Genomic DNA, 17,779 nt, shown 5'->3' on the forward strand with positions numbered 1-17,779 from the left:
CCTGACAAACGAGAGGTAAACAACATTTTTCGTGCGCCATGTCTCAGGCAAGATTTTCCAGGACCCAACAAAAAACACCCCGAAGCTAAATTGCTTCGAGGTGTTGCTGGTGCCCAAGGTGGGACTCGAACCCACACTTCTTTCGAAACCGCATTTTGAGTGCGGCGCGTCTACCAATTCCGCCACTTGGGCTGGCACTTTATCGATCTTACGTGACCTTTCGCAGATTTCCTAATCCGCTACGAGCGTCATCGACGAATCAAGGTTACATGCAAGTAGGCTTAGATGTGAAACTGAGATCGACCCGCTGAATCCAGCTGTAGATCACCATTCGTCACGCGACACCGTCCTGCCGTGAAAGAAGGAGCCAGATGAACGAGTTACCAGAAATCACCAAGATCCCTTCGGAGGTTCCCACCACCGCCCGCCGCGTAGTTGTGGCCGAGGACGAGACGCTCATCCGCCTGGATATTGTCGAGATCCTTCGTTCCGAAGGCTATGACGTGGTCGCGGAAGCCGATAACGGGCAGATGGCCCTCGAGAAGGCCCGCGAGTTCAAGCCCGATCTGGTTCTCATGGACGTGAAGATGCCTGTCATGGACGGGATCACCGCCGCCGAGGCGATCGTCAAGGAACGAATCGCTCCGGTCGTGCTGCTCACCGCCTTCAGCCAGAAGGAACTGGTAGACCGCGCCCGCGAGGCCGGCGCCATGGCCTACGTCGTGAAGCCTTTCACCCCAGCCGATCTCACGCCGGCCATCGAAATCGCCATCTCCCGCCACGACGAAATCCGTGCGCTGGAGGAGGAAGTCAGCAATCTGGCCGAGCAGTTCGAAACCCGCAAGCTGGTGGATCGTGCCAAGAGCCTGTTGATCACCAAGATGGGCCTGAGCGAACCAGAGGCTTTCCGCTGGATTCAGAAGACCTCCATGGATCGTCGACTGTCGATGCGTCAGGTCGCCGAGACCGTGATCGATCAGGTCAAATAACCGAACCTAACAAGGCTCAGCAAAACACCGGAGGGGCTGTTCCTCCCGCCATGGCGGGGGAACAGCCCCTCCGGTGTTAACTACCGTCGTCGGCTAGCGCGGCTTAGACGTTGCCGTCGGGACGGACGTTCTCTTCGGCCCACGGGCCGACCTTTTCACGGTCCGGCATCGGCTTACCCTCCACCAGCTGACCGGCGTCAGCCAAGTCGCCAACCTTGTGCACGCGCAGCGAGTTGGTGGAGCCGGCCTGCCCTGGAGGCGAACCGGCGGCAATGCACACCACGTCGTTGATTTCGGCCAGTCCCTCGCTGAGCAGGGCCTGATCGACCTGTGCGGTCATCTTATCGGTGTGATCGGCGTAGTCCACCAGACGCGCATCGATACCCCACATCAAGGTCATGATGTTGTAGGTCTGCTGCAGCGGGGTGAAGGCCAACACCGGGCGCTTCGGGCGCAATCGCGACAGACGGCGAGCCGAATCGCCGGACTGGGTGAAGGCCACAATGTACTTGGCATCCAGCTGGTCCGCGATTTCCACGGCTGCACGCGTAATGGCGCCACCGCGGGTCTTCGGCTTCGAACCCAGGCGCGGGATACGGTCCAAACCGTGTTGTTCGGTGGAGGAGATGATGCGCGACATGGTCTGCACGGTTTCCACCGGGTAGGCTCCGACCGAGGTCTCGCCCGAGAGCATCACCGCATCGGCACCGTCGAGCACTGCGTTGGCGCAGTCCGAGGCTTCGGCGCGGGTCGGGGTCGGCGATTCGATCATCGACTCGAGCACCTGCGTGGCGACAATCACCGGCTTAGCCCAGCGACGAGCCAATTCGATAGCGCGCTTCTGCACCACCGGAACGTCTTCCAGCGGAAGCTCCACACCCAGGTCGCCACGTGCGACCATGATGGCGTCAAAGGCGTTGATGATGTCTTCGAGGGCCTCGACGGCCTGCGGCTTCTCGATCTTCGCGATCACCGGCAGGCGGCGACCCTCTTCGTCCATGATCTCGTGGACGCGGCTGATGTCCTCGGCGTTACGCACGAAGGACAAAGCGACCATGTCGACGCCGGCGCGGATGGCCCACCGCAGGTCATCCTCGTCCTTTTCGCTCAGTGCCGGGACGTTCACGGCCACGCCGGGCAGGTTGATGCCCTTGTTGTTCGAGACCTCGCCACCGACGACGATCTCGGAACGCACCTCGGTGTCGGTGACCTCAACGGCCTTGAGCTTGACCTTGCCGTCATTGATCAGCAGGATATCTCCGGGCTTGACGTCGCCGGTCAGTCCCTTGAAGGTGGTGGAGCAAATGTGGCGCTCCCCCGGTACGTCCTCGATGGTGATGGTGAACTTCTCACCGGCTTCGAGAATGTACTTTTCATCGTTTGCAAAACGTCCCAGGCGGATCTTCGGACCCTGCAGGTCGGCGAAGATACCGACCGCACGGCCGATCTCTGCCGCCGCGGTGCGAACGTTTTCCAGTGATTTTGCGTGCATCGAGTGGTCGCCGTGGCTCATGTTCAAGCGAGCCACGTCCACCCCCGCCTGCAGTACTGCTACGGTGTTTTCATAACTTGCCAGGGCTGGTCCCCAGGTGGCCACAATCTTTGCGCGTCTCATACCGTCAGCCATATGCCTTTCGCTGTACCGGGTGTAAGAAAATGCGCGTCAGCCGGACCCGGCTGACGCGCATCATCGAAACCCATGTCATTTAGATAATGCTGATGGCTCTATCACTCGGTGCCACGGGCGCCGGCAGGGTGCTGGAACCGGTCAGGTAGCGATCCACCGCCGCTGCGCAGGACCGCCCTTCAGCGATTGCCCAGACAATCAGCGACTGCCCCCGTCCGGCGTCACCTGCAGCGAACACGCCGTCGGCGTTCGTCATGTAGTAGCCATCTCGGGCGACATTGCCCCGGTTGTCGAATTCGATACTAGCCTGTTCATCCAGACCGGAAGTCTCCGGCGCGGTGAACCCTAGGGCCAACAACACCAAGTCGGCCTTGATGACCTTTTCGGTGCCCGGCTTCGGGAGGCGCTTGCCAGCGACGAATTCCGTCTCTGCAACTGTAACACCGATCACCTTATTCTGCTCGCCGATGAAGTTCACCGTGGAGGCAAGGTAGCTGCGTTCGCCGCCTTCCTCATGGGCAGACTGCACCTCAAAAACCAGCGGAGTCATGGGCCACGGGTGGTTTTCGCCACGTTCCATCGGCGGCTTCTTGCCGATCGCGAGAGTTGTCACACTGGCAGCTTCCTGGCGCAGTGCGGTGCCCAAGCAGTCGGCACCGGTGTCACCGCCGCCGAGGATGATCACGTGCTTACCCTTGGCGTCGATCGTCAATTCTTCCTGCTCGCCGGCGACGACGCGGTTGGAGTCGGCCAGGTACTCCATGGCGAAGTGCACGCCATCGAGCTCACGGCCTTCCACCGGAAGGTCGCGCGGCACCGTGGCGCCGGTGGAAACGATCACCGCGTCGTAGTCGCGGCGTAGCTCATCCCAGCTGATGTCCACACCAATTTCGACGCCGGGGCGGAAGATGGTGCCTTCGGCTTCCATCTGCTCCAGGCGCAGGTCGATGACGTCCTTCTCCAATTTGAAGTCGGGGATGCCATAACGCAGCAGACCACCGATCTTGGCGTCGCGCTCGTACACGGCCACGGTGTGGCCCACACGCGTCAGCTGCTGCGCGGCGGCCAGACCGGCCGGTCCGGAGCCGACCACGGCCACACGGTGCTCGGTGTGACGCGCCGGAGGCTGCGGGGCGAAGCTGCCGGCATCCATCAAGTGGTTCGCCAGTTCGGCCTCCACCTGCTTGATGGTCACCGCCGGCTGGTTGATCCCCAGCACACAGGAGGACTCGCAGGGTGCCGGGCACAACTTACCGGTCAGTTCCGGGAAGTTGTTGGTCTGCAGCAGCCTGCTGGCTGCGTCGTCGAGCTGACCACGGTAGGTCAGGTCGTTGAACTCCGGAATCAGGTTGCCCAGCGGGCAGCCGGTGTGGCAGAAGGGTACGCCGCAGTCCATGCAGCGCGAGGCCTGGGCCTTCAGCGTGCCGGCGTCCTGGCGGGCCACCACTTCCTTGTAGTCCATGATGCGCACGGGCACCGGACGCTTGGGCTGCGTGACCCGTTCGGTCACCGAAAGAAAACCACGAGGATCAGCCACGGGTCACCTCCAAAATCTTGTTCCACACCGCCGGGGAATCCGGGTTCTGCCCGGAGGCCTGCGCGTCGTTGCGAATTTGCTGCACCGCGGCGAAATCGCGCGGGATGATGCTTGAGAATCGACTGCGGCTTTCGGCCCAGTCCACGAGCAGGCGCTGGGCCAGTGGCGACGCGGTGCGCGCCACGTGCTCGGTCAGCAGGGCGTAGACCATGTCGGCCTGTTCGTCGGTCAGCTCGGAAATCAGCAGGTCCTCGTTGGCCGCGGCCAACGGGTTGAGCTTGGCCGGATCGAAGTCCAGCACCCAGGCCACGCCGCCGGACATACCGGCGCCGAAGTTGCGCCCGGTACCGCCGAGGATCAGCACCTGACCGCCGGTCATGTACTCGCAGCCGTGCTCGCCGATGCCTTCGGCGACGATCGTCGCCCCGGAGTTACGCACCGCGAAGCGCTCACCGACCTGGCCACTGATGAACATCTGGCCGCTGGTGGCGCCATAGCCCACCACGTTACCGGCGATGACCTGGTCTTGCGGGTTGGTCAGCGTCGAGGCTGGCGGGTGCACGGCGATAATACCGCCGGACAGGCCCTTGCCCACGTAGTCGTTTGCGTCGCCGGCCAAATCCAGGGTGATACCCGCGGGCAGGAAGGCGCCGAGCGATTGTCCGGCCCGACCGGCCAACTGCACCTTGATGCTGTCGTTGGCCAGGGTGTCCAAGCCGAAGGTCTTGGTCACGTGGTGCCCCAGCAGGGTACCCACCGAACGGTCGGTGTTGACAATGTCGGCGTTGATCGAGCTCGGAATCCGGTCGGTCAGCGTGCCCTGCGCCTGGCGCAGCAGCTCCTGATCGAGGTGGTTTTCCAAACCATGGTCCTGACCGATGCGACGACGACGGGCGGCAAGTTCGACCTGCGGCACGTGCGTAATCGGGGCCAGGTTCATGCCCTTGGCCTTGAAGCTCTCGTCGAGTTCGGTGGTGTCCAGCAGCTCGACACGGCCAATGACCTCATCGAGGGTGCGGGCACCTAGCGAGGCAAGCAGTTCGCGGATCTCTTCGGCGATGAACTCGAAGAAGTTCACCACGAACTCGGCCTTGCCGGAGAAGCGTTCACGCAGCAACGGGTTCTGCGTGGCCACACCCACCGGGCAGGTATCGAGGTGGCAGACGCGCATCATGATGCAGCCGGAGACCACCAGCGGGGCGGTGGCGAAACCGAACTCCTCGGCGCCGAGCAGGGCACCGATCAGCACGTCACGGCCGGTCTTGAGCTGGCCGTCGACCTGCACGGTCACACGATCGCGCAGGCCGTTGAGGATCAGCGTCTGCTGGGCCTCGGCCAGACCGATCTCCCACGGGGTGCCGGCGTGCTTGAGCGAGTTCAGCGGTGAGGCGCCGGTGCCGCCGTCGTGCCCGGAAACGAGCACCACGTCGGCCTTCGCCTTGGCCACACCGGCGGCCACGGTACCGATCCCGGACTCGGAGACCAGCTTCACGTGCACGCGTGCCGAAGGGTTCGAGCACTTCGCGTCGTGGATCAGCTGCGCCAAGTCCTCGATCGAGTAAATGTCGTGGTGCGGTGGCGGGGAAATCAGCCCCACGCCCGGGGTGGAGTGCCGGGTCTTGGCGATCCACGGGTAGAGCTTCTGCGCCATCAACTGGCCACCCTCGCCGGGCTTCGCACCCTGGGCCATCTTGATCTGGATGTCCTCGGCGTTGCTCAGGTAGAGGCTGGTCACACCGAAGCGTCCGGAGGCGATCTGCTTCACGGCGCTGCGACGTTCCGGGTCCATCAGACGCTCGGGGTCCTCGCCACCCTCACCGGTGTTCGACTTGCCGCCGAGCCGGTTCATGGCAATAGCCAGGGTTTCGTGGGCCTCGGCGGAGATCGAGCCGTAGCTCATCGCACCGGTGGCGAAGCGCTTGACGATCTCGCTGACCGGTTCGACCTCGTCGATGTCGATCGGGGTGATTCCCTCGGTCTTGAACTTCAGCAGCCCGCGCAGGGTCTTCAGTTCGGCGGCCTGATCGTCGACGGCCTTGGTGTACTCCTTGAACACGTCGTAGCGACGGGTACGGGTAGAGTGCTGCAGGCGGAACACCGTCTGCGGGTCGAACAGGTGCGGCGGACCTTCACGACGCCACTGGTATTCGCCACCGACCTCCAGTTCGGCCAGCTGGCTCGAGGTGGGGCTCTCCGGGTAGGCGCGGGCGTGCCGTGCCGCGGCCTCGTCGGCCACCACATCCAGTTCGATGCCGTCGAGCTTGGTGATGGTGCCGGTGAAGTACTGGTCGACGACGCGCTGGGACAGGCCCACCGCTTCGAAGGTCTGCGCACCGCAGTAGGAGGACACCGTCGAGATGCCCATCTTGCTCATGATCTTCAGCACGCCCTTGCCCAGGGCCTTGGTGAGATTATTCGACGCCTTGGCACCGTTGACCCCCGGCAGCTGGCCCTCGTCGGCCATTTGCTCCACGGTTTCCAACGCCAAGTAGGGGTTGATGGCGCTCGCGCCGTAACCGATCAGCAGGGCAATGTGGTGCACTTCGCGGGCATCGCCGGACTCGATAATGAGCGACACCCGGGTACGGGTGGAGCTCTTGAGCAGGTGATGGTGCACCGCGGAGGTCAGCAGCAGCGAAGGGATCGGCGCCCAAGTTGCGGTGGAGTCACGGTCGGAGAGCACGATGAAGCGCACCCCACGGTTGACCGCGGCCGACACCTTCTCGCAGATTTCCTGCAGGCGGGCGCGCAGCTCGGACTCGCCGCCGGAGGGGCGGTACAAACCGCGAACCTTCAGCGCGAGCTTCGAGCCGTCGTCGTCACGCAAGTTCGAGATCTTGGCCAGCTGGTCGTTGCTCAGCACCGGGTAGTCCAGGCTCAGGTGCCATTCGGGGACCCGATCCAGGCTCAGCAGGTTGCCGTCCGGGCCGATCGTGGTGCCCATCGAGGTCACCAGTTCCTCGCGGATGGCATCCAACGGCGGGTTGGTCACTTGGGCGAAGGACTGGGTGAAGTAGTCGAAAAGAAGCCGCGGACGGTCCGATAGCGCGGCGATGGGCGTGTCGGTGCCCATGGCGCCCAACGGCTCGGCGCCGGTGCTGGCCATCGGGGCCAGCAGAATGCGCAGTTCCTCGTTGGTGTAGCCGAAGGTCAGCTGACGCAAGCGGATGGAACCGGGCGTGTGGTGCACATGCTCCAGGTCCGGGTAGTCATCCAGCGACTTCAGGTTCTGCGCGACCCATTCGTCCCATGGCTTGGAGGCGGCCACTTGCGACTTGATTTCGGCGTCGTCGATGATGCGGCCGGCCTCGAGGTCGAGGGCGAACATCTTGCCCGGGGCCACGCGGCCCTTGGCGACAATGTGCTCCTCGTCGACGTCGATCACGCCGACCTCGCTGGCCAGGACCAGCTTCTGGTTGTCGGTGACCCACCAGCGGGCTGGGCGCAGACCGTTGCGGTCCAGCACGGCGCCGGCCATCGAGCCGTCGGTGAAGCACACCGCGGCCGGGCCGTCCCAGGGCTCGATCAGCAGCGACTGGTACTGGTAGAAGGCGCGCAGCTTCGGGTCCATCGACTCGTCGTTTTCCCAGGGCTGCGGGATCATCATCATGATCGCCTCGGTGACCTCGCGCCCGGAAAGCATGAGCATTTCGGCCACCTCGTCGAAGCTGGCCGAGTCCGAGGCACCGGGGGTGCAGATCGGGAACAGTTCTTCGGGCACCTCGCCGAGCAGTTCGCCTGCCAGCGTGGACTGGCGGGCACGCATCCAGTTGCGGTTGCCCTTAACGGTGTTGATCTCACCGTTGTGCGCGATGGTGCGGAAGGGCTGGGCCAGCGGCCAGGACGGGAAGGTGTTGGTCGAGAAGCGCGAGTGCACGATCGCGCAGCGGGTGGTGAAGCGCTCGTCGGACAGGTCCGGGTAGAAGGGCTCGAGCTGGGCGGTAGAGACCATGCCCTTGTAGACCAGGGTGCGCGAGGAGAAGGAGGAGAAGTACACGCCGAGCTTGTTGTGCGCGCGGCGGCGAATGCGCCAGCAGGCGGCGTCGAGGGTACGACCGGTGCGCTCGTTGGCGGCGTCGAGGGTACGACCGGTGCGCTCGTTGGCGGCGTCGGCGACGAAGAAGTGCACGATGCTGGGCATCACGGCGCGTGCGGAGGCACCGAGCACCGAAGGATCTACCGGCACCTCGCGCCAACCGATGACGCGCAGGTTTTCTTCCTCGGCGAGGGCTTCGAGTTCGGTGCGGGTCTCGGCCAGTTCATCGGCGTCGGCGGGCAGGAAGCCGACGCCGACGGCGTAGCCACCGGCGGCCGGCAGCTCGAGGTTCGTGGTGGCCCGGAAAAAGGCGTCGGGCATGTGCAGCAGAATGCCGGCACCGTCGCCGGTGCCTTCGTCGGCGCCGATGGCGCCACGGTGCTCGAGACGGCGCAGCGCGGTCAACGCATCCTGCACGATCTCGTGGGTGGGGTTGTTGTCGAGGGTGGCGATCATTGCCAGGCCACAGGCGTCCTTCTCGGCCGCTGGGTCGTAGAGGCCCTGGGCCTCGGGCAGCGCGGCGAAGCGGGAGTAGGGCGAGGAGATCTCCCCGCCGACCCCTGGCGAAGCGTTTAGCTGTGCTCCTTGGGGATTCATAGGTGTGGCCTTTCGACGATACGGCACAACCATTGCAGGTTGCAGGTCTAAGGCGGCTTAAGCTGCGGCGCACGCAAGGGGTGGGACGGGCGCGGCTCATGCCACCGAGGGCCCGCTGCACGGATGACACTGTTCACCGGTGGGTGCGGCACATTCGGTACGGGCTCTTCGGCGCCCACGTCATTGTGGTGCGTTGCTCAATTAACTGAGCTCTACGCTACGCGCCCGATGTTTCACTCAGGCACGCGCTTATGTTTCAAACGTGTTAAACATCCCATCAGCATGGGGCGTGACGTTACTAACACGTTAATTGATACAGTGTTGCGGCGCTCACCGCCAATTGTGAAGAAGCCGCCCGGGTGGGGCACGGTGTTCCGTGCCCCACCCGGGCGGCTTTGATGACGTGGCGTAGATCCTGCTGGCTAGCTGGACCGGTCCGTTCCCGGGGGCTGCTCCCCCGGATGATTCTGCGTGTTCGACGGCTGCTCGCTCGGCTCCGCCGCGTCGACGGAGGCCTCGGGGGCACGGCCGGGCAGGTATATTTCACCGTCGTCCGTCGGGCGTAGCCGGGCCAGCACGTAGCTCAGCGCCAGCGCGCCACCGATCACCAGGGCGATGGCCAGCCACTGGTGGATGCGCAGGTCCAGCGGGCCGATCTGGAAGGATTCGGCCGCGTCGATGCGCAGCGACTCGGTGAAGGTGCGGCCGATGCCGTACCAGATCACGTAGCACCAGAACATCGCCCCGCGGTGGAGCTGGAACTTCTTATCCAGCGCCAAGAGCACCAGCACCCCGAGCACATTCCACAGCGATTCGTAGAGGAAGGTGGGGTGGAACAGGGTGTCGGCCGGAAGCCCGGGTGGGAAGTTGTGGCTCGTCGGGTCGATCTCCAAACCCCACGGCAAGGTGGTGGGCGAACCGAAGAGTTCCTGGTTGAACCAGTTACCCCAGCGTCCGAAGGCCTGGGCCAACAGCACGCCCGGGGCCGCGGCGTCGGCGAAGGCCGAGAGCCGGATCCCGGTGCGTCGGCAACCGATCCACGCGCCGAGCGCACCAAGCGAAACCGCGCCCATGATGCCCAGGCCACCGAGCCAAAGCTGCGGTATTTCGGCCCAGTGGGCGGTGCCGCCGCCCACCCCCAGATAGTACGCCGGGTCGGTGATCAGCACATGGTAGAGCCGCCCGCCGACGATGCCGAAGGGGATCGCCCAGATGGCGATATCCCACAGCATGTCGGCGTTGCCGCCGCGGGCGCGCAACCGGCGGTTAGTCAGCCACAGGGCCACCAGAATGCCGGCGAGAATGCACAGCGCGTAGGCGTGAATGGTCAGCGGACCAATGGAAAATTTCGAGAATTCTTCCGGCGGCGAGGGGATGGACGCCGGCAGCATGCTCAGCACCGTCATCCTAGGCGCGTCCGCTCAGTTCGGCGGCCAGGGCGCCGACGGCCGGTACCCCGCCGTCGCGTAGCGCCGCCACCAGGGCGGTGCCGACGATCACCCCATCGGCGTAGGAGCCGATCTGTTCGACGTGCTCGCGGCGCGACACCCCGAGTCCGACGCAGGCGTTCTGCGCGCCGGCGGCGTGCGCGGCGTCGACCACGGACTGCGCGGCGGCCGAAACCTCGCTGCGCGCCCCGGTCACGCCCATCAGCGAGACACAGTAGATGAAGCCCGAGGAGGCTTCCACGGTGCGGGCCACGCGTTCGGGCGAGGAACTCGGCGCGATCAGGAAGACGCGTTCAAGATCGTACTTTTCGCTGGCGGCGAGCCATTCATCGGCCTCGTCGGGCACCAGATCCGGGGTGATCAGACCGGCGCCGCCGGCCTCGGCGAAGCGGCGTGAGAACTCCTCCACGCCCATGCGCAGCACCGGGTTCCAGTAGGTCATCACCATCACCGCGGCGTCGGTGCGCTCGGTGATGCCACGCACGATCTCGAACACCTGGTTGACCTTGAAGCCACCGGCCAGAGCGGCGGTGGTGGCCTGCTGGATGACCTCACCGTCCATCACCGGGTCGGAGTACGGGATGCCGATTTCAATAATGTCCACGCCGTTCTCGGCCAACGCGACGGCGGCCTCGATGCTGGTGGGGACATCGGGGAAACCGGCCGGCAGGTAGCCGATCAGTGCCGGGCGGCCGGCGGCACGGGCGGCCGCAATCTTCTCTGCACTGCTCACGCGGGTCATTACTGCTCCTTGGCTGCGGTCTGCTCGTCGATCAGGTTGAACCAGGCCGCCGCGGTGCCCACGTCCTTGTCGCCACGCCCCGAGAGGTTGGCGATGATGATGGTCTGTGCCGGGTCGGCCCCGGCGGCCAGCTTGCGCTGAGCCACCTTGATGGTGCCGGCCAGCGCATGGGAGGACTCGATGGCCGGCAGGATTCCCTCGGTGCGGCAGAGCAGCTTGAAGGCGTCCATGGCCTCGGTGTCGGTGATCGGTTCGTAGTTCACCCGGCCGATCTCGGCCAGGTGGGCGTGCTCCGGGCCCACGCCCGGGTAGTCCAAACCGGCGGAGATCGAGTGCGATTCGATGGTCTGCCCGTCTTCGTCCTGCATCAGGTAGCTTTTCGCCCCGTGCAGCACCCCGGGGCGTCCCAGGGTGATGGTGGCCGCGTGACGGTCGGTGTCCACCCCATCGCCGCCGGCCTCGAAACCGTAGAGTTCGACCTCGGGGTCATCGAGGAAACCGTGGAAGATGCCGATGGCGTTCGAGCCGCCGCCGATGCAGGCGGTGACCGCATCCGGCAGTCGGCCGGTCTGCGCCAGGATCTGCTCGCGGGCTTCTTCGCCGATCACCTCGTGGAAGTAGCGCACCATGGCCGGGAACGGGTGGCCGCCGGCGGCGGTACCCAGCAAGTAGTGGGTGTTCGCCACGTTGGCCACCCAGTCGCGTAGCGCCTCGTTGATCGCGTCCTTCAGCGTCTGGCTGCCCACGGTCACCGGGATCACGGTGGCGCCTAGCAGCTGCATGCGCGCCACGTTCAGCGCCTGCCGGCGGGTGTCCTCGGCGCCCATGTAGACCACGCACTCCAGGCCCATCAACGCCGCAGCGGTGGCCGAGGCCACCCCGTGCTGCCCGGCGCCGGTTTCGGCGATGATGCGGGTTTTGCCCATCCGCTTCGCCAGGAGCGCCTGGCCGAGCACGTTGTTGATCTTGTGGCTACCGGTGTGGTTCAGATCCTCGCGCTTGAGGAAGACACGCACACCGCCGCAGGCCAGCTCGGAGAAGCGCTTGGCTTCGGTCAGCAGCGAGGGACGGCCCGAGTAGTTCGCGTTCAACTCGCGAATTTCTGCGATGAATTCGGGGTCGGCCTTGGCCTTCTCGAAAGTGTCGTTGAGCTCGTCCATGGCCGCCATAAGCGACTCGGGCATCCAGCGGCCACCAAATTGGCCGAAGTATGGACCGGAGGCGTGTTTCAGCGAGTTCTCGTCGGAGCTCATCGCATCCCTCTACTTTCTTCTAGGTTCGTGTTCTCGGTTCTCGTCGGGTTAGCGCGCGGGCTTCGCGGCGCTGCCGGCGGCGATAAAATCGGCGACGGAGCTGCGCGGATCGGCGTGCTTCACCAGCGCCTCGCCGACCAGAATCGCGTCGGCCCCGGCGGCGGCGTAGTTGCGCACCTGCTCGGTGCTCTCCACCCCGGACTCGGCAATGATGACCGCGTCGCTGGGGATCAACGGCGCCAGCGCCGCGAAGTTGGCCGGATCCACCTCGAGGGTTTTCAGATTGCGCACGTTCACGCCAATGAGTTTGGCGCCCACCGCAACGGCCCGGGAAATCTCCTCGGGGGTGTGGGTTTCGACGATGGCGTTCATCCCCAGCTCGTGGGTGAGCTCCAGGAAGCGGCGCAGGGTCGCGTCGTCCAAGGCGGCGACGATCAGCAGCACGAGGTCGGCCCCGTGGGCGCGGGCCTCGTAGATCTGGTACTCGTCGACGGTGAAGTCCTTGCGCAGCACCGGGATCTGCACGGCGGCGCGCACCGCGTCGAGATCCGCAAGCGACCCGCCGAAGCGGCGCTGCTCGGTGAGCACCGAAATCACGCTCGCTCCCCCGGCCGCGTATTCGGCGGCCAGCTGGTGCGGTTCGGGGATATCGGCCAGCGCACCCTTGGAGGGCGAACGACGCTTGACCTCGGCGATGACGCGCAAGGTGGTGTCCCGTGGCGGGTGCGCACCAAGCGCCTGCAGGGCGTCGTGGGCGGGTGCCGCGGCGGCGGCGGCGGCCTTCACACTGTCCAGTGGCGTATTTAAGCGACGGGCGTCCAGGTCTTCCCGGACGCCCGCGATGATCTCGTCAAGAACGGTCAATTTAGTGCTTAGCTCCGCTGCGCGGACCACCCACACCGAAACCGGCCGCCTTCATGATCCAACCCAGGATCAGGCCGAGAACCACGATGCCGGCCGAGACGTACACGATGGTCCAGGCGGTGTAGGCGAAGGCAATGCCGCCGACGATGAAGCCGATCATCATCACGCCGACGCAGACCCAGGCGGCAATGGAATTGCCGTGGCCGAGCTCTTCGGTTAGTACCGGATCGATTTGGGTGTCCTGCGACATTTAAGAACGTCTCCCTTTGCTGCTGTTGATTCCGGCGCTTGCCCTCCCCCGTCCACTGGGACCGGGGCGGGCCATCGCCGCTAAACGTCGTAACCTATTCTGCCACCTGCGGGCGTGGTTCACATATTTTTCGACGCACGTGACCTAGTCGGTGGGGTCTTCACCGCGCGAGAGCCGCTCCCAGTCATCGATGCGACGGCTCTGCCTGTCGGCCGGGGCCGCGGAGCCCGGCGCGGCCGGGCCGGTGGTTGTGCTGGGCTGGCGGTTGAAGCGCTTGCTGGCGGTGCTGCGTGAACCGGCCAGCAGGGCCAGCACGCAGTAGAGCAGAATCAGCGCCCCGGCCACGATGGCCAGCGCCGGGATAGCCGAGAGCTGATAGTCGGCGGTGACGGTACTGAGCCCGGTGGCTTCGCCCACGCGCCCGGAGGCGGCGCCCACCGGGTCGGCCAGCGCCCCGGCTCCGGCAATAATGACCCCGAGGCCCGCGAGCGCGCTGATCGCGAGGATCACCCAGCGCACGAGTTTCCCGGCGATCAGCAGGGCCAACGACCCGGCGAGCACCACCACGCACAGCGCGGTGACGCTGGGGGCTGCCTCGGATCCGGTCACCGCAATTTGCGGCACCTGCACCGTGGAGGACTGCACCGTCACGCTCACCCAAGTGCGGGTGGCGGTGAACATGCCCAGCAGCGCCCCGAGCAGGCCGAGCAGGGTCGCGTTACGCCGCGTGACCAGCCGGCTCATGCCTGGGCCTGCTCGTGGTCGGCGGCCTGGCGCAGGGTGGCGGCGGCGTAGACCGCGCGCAGGGGCGCGGCGGCCTTATTGACCGTTTCCAACGCCTCGTCGGCGAATTTCGAATCGTTCACGATGCCTCCCCCGGCCTGCACGTAGGCCCGCCCGTCCTTCAGGAGGGCCGAGCGGATGGCGATGGCCAGGTCCATGTCCCCGGCGAAGTCCAGGTAGCCGACCACCCCGCCGTAGACGCCGCGGCGGTGCGGCTCGTATTGGTCGAGTAATTGCAGGGCCCGCGGTTTCGGTGCCCCGGAGAGGGTTCCGGCCGGGAAGGTTGCGGCCAGCACGTCGTAGGCGTCGGCATCATCACGCAGCCGGCCGACCACGTTGGAGACCAAGTGCATAATGTGGCTGAAGCGTTCGACCTCCATGAACTGGGTGACCTCCACCGATCCGGCCCGGCACACCTTGGACAGGTCGTTGCGGGAAAGATCCACCAGCATCAGGTGCTCGGCGCGTTCCTTCTCGTCGGCCAGCAGTGACTTTTCATGCAGCTGATCGGCCTCGTAGTTGCTGCCGCGCGGTCGTGAACCGGCAATCGGGTGCGTGACCACATGCCCCTCGTTGACGGTGACCAGCGCCTCGGGCGAGGAACCGACCACCTGGAACTCGGTGCCGTGCTCGTCGACGAAGTTGTACAGGTACATGTAGGGGCTGGGGTTCGTGGCCCGCAGCACCCGGTACACGTCCAGTGCGTCGGCGGAGGTTTCCAGTTCAAAGCGGCGCGAAACCACGATCTGGAAGACCTCGCCGTCGACGATCGCCTCCTTGGCCTGCGCCAGGGCCTGCAGGTACTCGTTTTCGTCCCAGGAGTGGGTGACCTGCTCCATGAGCTGTTCGGCGTCCACGTCGGTGCCGTGCAGCACGCTGGCCCCGGCCTGCAGCGGCGCCTGCAGTGAGTGCAGCATCTGTTGCAGGCGGTCAACGGCCGCGTCGTAGGCTTCCTCGGCGCGCTGTTCCGAGTTATCGAAGTTGATGGCGTTGGCCACCAGGGTGATGATCCCCTCGGCGGCGTCATGCACCGCCAGGTCCCCGACCAGGTTCATGCTCAGCTCCGGCAGCTGCAGGTCATCGGCCGGCGGGTGCGGCAGATGCTCCCAGTGGCGCACGCAGTCCCAGCCGAGGAAGCCGACCATGCCGCCGGTCAGCGGCGGCATCCCCGGCAGCGGGTCGGTGTGTAGCGCCCGCACGGTGTCGCGCAGAATGTGCACCCCGACCCCTTCGGTGGGCACCCCGACCGGGGCGTTGCCCTGCCAGTAGGCGGTGCCGTCGGCCCGGGCCGAGAGCGTGGCCGGGGAGTTGACCCCGATGAAGGAATGCCGGCTCCACACGCCGCCGGCGGCCGCGGATTCGAGCAGGAAGGTGCCCGGGCGCCCGGCGGCGAGCACCTGATAGAGGCCGATGGGGGTCATCGCATCGGCCAGCACATTGATCGTCACCGGAATCACCCGGCGGCTCGCGGCCATCTCGAGGAAGGCCTCGCGGGAGGGGAAAATCGTGCCCAGTTCTTTCATCACATTCACTTTCGCCACCGAGGTGGCTGTTCATCTGCCGTTTCGGCGCCGTCTCGCGGCGGCGCAAACCCTTTACTGTGCTGCTTCGCCGGTCAGTCCAGCGGCCGTTGCCCGCTGACCGCCGGTAGCTCGCGGTCGGTGAAGCAGGTCGGCGCCCCGGTGTGGCAGGCCGCCCCGACCTGGTCCACGCGCACCAGCAGGGCATCGCCGTCGCAGTCCAAGGCCACGGACTTGACCCACTGGCTATGCCCGGAGGTATCGCCCTTGCGCCAATATTCTTGGCGGGAGCGCGAGAAGAAGGTCACCCGACCGGTGGTGAGGGTGCGGTGGAGGGCCTCATCGTCCATCCATCCCAGCATGAGCACCGCGCCGGTGTCGTACTGCTGGATGACGGCGGCCACCAGACCGTTGGCATCGCGTTTCAGCCGTGCGGCGATCGCCGGGTCAAGCCCGGATTCGGGGGCCGCCGAGGGGGTATCGGGTGTAGAAGTAGACATCATCCCTAGGATACGCGTTGTGCGCGCCGAACGCCCGGCTCTGTGACGCGCGCCGAAGGTAGGTTCGCCGACGGCATCGTGCTACGTTCGTACTGTGGATCTGGTACACGCTTCGCGCATCGCGCTGGCCGAGGCCCTGCTGGCCGCCGGCCCGGACGCCCCGACCCTTTGCGAGGGCTGGCGCAGTCGTCACTTAGCCGCCCATTTGGTGTTGCGGGAAAACTCGTGGCTATCGGCGGGCACCGTGATCTCCCCGCTGTCGGGTCGGCTGGAGAAGAAGATCGACCAGCTCGCCGAAAGTGCCCGGCGCCCCGAGTCCTATACCGCACTGGTGCGCCGTTTTCGGCTCGGCCCGGCCAAACTCAGCCCCTTTAGCCTGCCCGCGGTGGCCGACGCCGCGAACATTAGCGAGTTCTTCGTGCATACCGAGGATGTGCGCCGGGCCCGCGCGCAGTGGACCCCGCGGGTGCTCGACGCCGACTATGAGCGGATCCTGTGGCGGTCGCTGACCCGGCAGGGCTCCCTGCTCTACCGCAAGGCAAAGTTCGGGGTGATGCTGGCCTTGCCCGACGGTCGACGCTTCGCCGCCCGCAAGGGCGATAATGCCGTGGTGATCACCGGCACCGTCTCCGAGCTGATGTTGCATGCCTACGGGCGCACCTCGAAGTCGCTGGTGACCTTCGAGGGCAGCGAGGCCGGGCTACGGGCCCTGCAGGGCTTTACCCCCGGGCTCTAGCCCGCAACCTGTTCTGGCTTTAACGCACCGTTCTTAACGCACCGCGGGGCGGGTGTTGCTGCGCTCGCAACAACACCCGCCCCGCGGTGGTCCACGTAGCCTGCTCGACCCGGACCGCTGGCTACCGCACCGGGTAGCCGGCCTCGGCGATGGCCTGCTTGACCTGGGCGATCATATCCTTGGGTCCGAAGTGGAAGATCGACGCGGCGAGCACCGCATCGGCCCCGGCGGCGATGGCCGGCGGGAAATCCGCGGGCTTTCCGGCCCCACCGGAGGCGATCAGCGGAACGTTCACGGCCGCGCGTACCGCGGCGATCATCTCGATGTCGAAGCCGTCCTTGGTGCCGTCGGCATCGATCGAGTTCAGCAGGATCTCCCCCACCCCACGCTCGGCGGCCTCTTGGGCCCAGGCCACGGCGCAGCGCCCGGTGCCGGTGCGCCCACCGTGGGTGGTGACCTCATACCCGGAGGCGATCGCCGGGTCGGCGGTGCGACGCGCGTCGAGCGAGAGCACCAACACCTGCGAACCGAAACGTTCGGTGATCTCGTTAATCACCTCGGGGCGGGCCACCGCGGCGGTGTTGATCGAGGCCTTATCCGCCCCGGCACGCAGCAGGCGGTCCACATCGGCCGCGGTACGCACCCCGCCGCCGACGGTGAGCGGGATGAATACCTCTTCGGCGGTATGCGAGACGACGTCGTAGGTGGTCTCACGTTCCGCCGAGGAGGCGGTGACGTCCAGGAAGGTGATCTCGTCGGCGCCGGCCTCGTTGTAGCGTCGGGCCAGCTCGACCGGGTCCCCGGCATCGCGCAGTCCGGCGAAGTTTACGCCCTTGACCACACGGCCGGCGTCGACGTCCAGGCAGGGAATCACGCGGATGGCAACAGTCATCTCAG

14 protein-coding genes and 1 tRNA gene are annotated in these 17,779 nt (G+C 65.8%); 2 read left to right on the forward strand and 13 right to left on the reverse strand.

Annotated features, from left to right (window positions below; translation table 11 throughout):
• Positions 1-107 precede the first annotated feature (107 nt).
• Positions 108-192 (reverse strand) — tRNA-Leu (locus ACJD00_RS09830).
• A gap of 179 nt (positions 193-371) precedes the next feature.
• Between ACJD00_RS09830 and ACJD00_RS09835 the strand changes: the two genes are divergently transcribed.
• Positions 372-989 (forward strand): ANTAR domain-containing response regulator, encoded by a 618-nt coding sequence (locus ACJD00_RS09835; protein ID WP_418906865.1) that lies wholly within the window; start codon positions 372-374, stop codon positions 987-989.
• Positions 990-1,092: 103 nt separating this feature from the next.
• Here ACJD00_RS09835 and pyk read toward each other — a convergent pair whose 3' ends face one another.
• The 11 genes from pyk to hisI all read right to left on the reverse strand — a co-directional run bounded on the left by pyk (position 1,093) and on the right by hisI (position 16,146).
• Positions 1,093-2,604, reverse strand: a complete 1,512-nt coding sequence (gene pyk / locus ACJD00_RS09840) for a pyruvate kinase (RefSeq protein WP_418906866.1) — start codon at positions 2,602-2,604, stop codon at positions 1,093-1,095.
• Between the two features lie 91 nt (positions 2,605-2,695).
• Positions 2,696-4,153 carry a glutamate synthase subunit beta gene (locus tag ACJD00_RS09845; RefSeq protein ID WP_418906867.1) on the reverse strand — a complete coding sequence of 486 codons (1,458 nt, stop codon included), beginning with the start codon at positions 4,151-4,153 and terminating at the stop codon, positions 2,696-2,698.
• Complete coding sequence (gene gltB / locus ACJD00_RS09850) at positions 4,146-8,786, reverse strand: glutamate synthase large subunit (RefSeq protein ID WP_418906868.1); 4,641 nt, start codon at positions 8,784-8,786, stop codon at positions 4,146-4,148. Before gltB ends, ACJD00_RS09845 begins: the two co-directional genes overlap by 8 nt.
• A 422-nt stretch (positions 8,787-9,208) precedes the next feature.
• Positions 9,209-10,192, reverse strand: a complete 984-nt coding sequence (lgt, locus tag ACJD00_RS09855) for a prolipoprotein diacylglyceryl transferase (protein WP_418906869.1) — start codon at positions 10,190-10,192, stop codon at positions 9,209-9,211.
• A 1-nt stretch (position 10,193) separates the two neighbouring features.
• Entirely contained in the window at positions 10,194-10,976 is a 783-nt protein-coding gene (gene trpA, locus ACJD00_RS09860) for a tryptophan synthase subunit alpha (protein ID WP_418906870.1), read from the reverse strand.
• Positions 10,976-12,229 carry a tryptophan synthase subunit beta gene (trpB, locus tag ACJD00_RS09865; RefSeq protein WP_418906871.1) on the reverse strand — a complete coding sequence of 418 codons (1,254 nt, stop codon included), beginning with the start codon at positions 12,227-12,229 and terminating at the stop codon, positions 10,976-10,978. Before trpB ends, trpA begins: the two co-directional genes overlap by 1 nt.
• A gap of 48 nt (positions 12,230-12,277) precedes the next feature.
• A complete protein-coding gene (trpC, locus tag ACJD00_RS09870) occupies positions 12,278-13,093 on the reverse strand; it encodes an indole-3-glycerol phosphate synthase TrpC (protein ID WP_418906872.1) in 816 nt (271 codons plus the stop codon).
• Position 13,094: 1 nt separating this feature from the next.
• A complete protein-coding gene (locus ACJD00_RS09875; protein WP_418906873.1) occupies positions 13,095-13,343 on the reverse strand; it encodes an HGxxPAAW family protein in 249 nt (82 codons plus the stop codon).
• 144 nt (positions 13,344-13,487) lie between these two features.
• On the reverse strand, positions 13,488-14,087 hold the full coding sequence (locus ACJD00_RS09880) for a Trp biosynthesis-associated membrane protein (RefSeq protein WP_418906874.1): 600 nt from the start codon (positions 14,085-14,087) through the stop codon (positions 13,488-13,490).
• Complete coding sequence (locus ACJD00_RS09885) at positions 14,084-15,649, reverse strand: anthranilate synthase component I (RefSeq protein WP_418906875.1); 1,566 nt, start codon at positions 15,647-15,649, stop codon at positions 14,084-14,086. The genes ACJD00_RS09880 and ACJD00_RS09885 overlap by 4 nt, the downstream gene beginning before the upstream one ends.
• Before the next feature lie 92 nt (positions 15,650-15,741).
• Complete coding sequence (gene hisI / locus ACJD00_RS09890) at positions 15,742-16,146, reverse strand: phosphoribosyl-AMP cyclohydrolase (protein WP_418906876.1); 405 nt, start codon at positions 16,144-16,146, stop codon at positions 15,742-15,744.
• A gap of 94 nt (positions 16,147-16,240) precedes the next feature.
• Here hisI and ACJD00_RS09895 point away from each other — a divergent pair, with 94 nt between their 5' ends.
• Positions 16,241-16,882, forward strand: coding sequence for a TIGR03085 family metal-binding protein (locus tag ACJD00_RS09895; RefSeq protein WP_418906877.1), 642 nt, complete (start codon positions 16,241-16,243; stop codon positions 16,880-16,882).
• A gap of 121 nt (positions 16,883-17,003) precedes the next feature.
• Here the strand turns inward: ACJD00_RS09895 and hisF are convergent, their stop codons facing one another.
• Positions 17,004-17,774, reverse strand: a complete 771-nt coding sequence (gene hisF, locus ACJD00_RS09900; RefSeq protein ID WP_309406696.1) for an imidazole glycerol phosphate synthase subunit HisF — start codon at positions 17,772-17,774, stop codon at positions 17,004-17,006.
• Positions 17,775-17,779: the final 5 nt, after the last annotated feature.

The organism is Glutamicibacter endophyticus, from assembly GCF_048457885.1.
GTDB lineage: Bacteria > Actinomycetota > Actinomycetes > Actinomycetales > Micrococcaceae > Glutamicibacter > Glutamicibacter endophyticus.

Coding starts and splice junctions, on each gene's coding strand:
- ACJD00_RS09835 (WP_418906865.1), top strand. CDS start 372: ATGAACGAGTTACCAGAAATCACCAAGATCCCTTCGGAGGTTCCCACC.
- pyk (WP_418906866.1), bottom strand. CDS start 2,604: ATGAGACGCGCAAAGATTGTGGCCACCTGGGGACCAGCCCTGGCAAGT.
- gltB (WP_418906868.1), bottom strand. CDS start 8,786: ATGAATCCCCAAGGAGCACAGCTAAACGCTTCGCCAGGGGTCGGCGGG.
- lgt (WP_418906869.1), bottom strand. CDS start 10,192: ATGACGGTGCTGAGCATGCTGCCGGCGTCCATCCCCTCGCCGCCGGAA.
- trpA (WP_418906870.1), bottom strand. CDS start 10,976: ATGACCCGCGTGAGCAGTGCAGAGAAGATTGCGGCCGCCCGTGCCGCC.
- trpB (WP_418906871.1), bottom strand. CDS start 12,229: ATGAGCTCCGACGAGAACTCGCTGAAACACGCCTCCGGTCCATACTTC.
- ACJD00_RS09875 (WP_418906873.1), bottom strand. CDS start 13,343: ATGTCGCAGGACACCCAAATCGATCCGGTACTAACCGAAGAGCTCGGC.
- ACJD00_RS09880 (WP_418906874.1), bottom strand. CDS start 14,087: ATGAGCCGGCTGGTCACGCGGCGTAACGCGACCCTGCTCGGCCTGCTC.
- ACJD00_RS09885 (WP_418906875.1), bottom strand. CDS start 15,649: ATGAAAGAACTGGGCACGATTTTCCCCTCCCGCGAGGCCTTCCTCGAG.
- hisI (WP_418906876.1), bottom strand. CDS start 16,146: ATGTCTACTTCTACACCCGATACCCCCTCGGCGGCCCCCGAATCCGGG.
- hisF (WP_309406696.1), bottom strand. CDS start 17,774: ATGACTGTTGCCATCCGCGTGATTCCCTGCCTGGACGTCGACGCCGGC.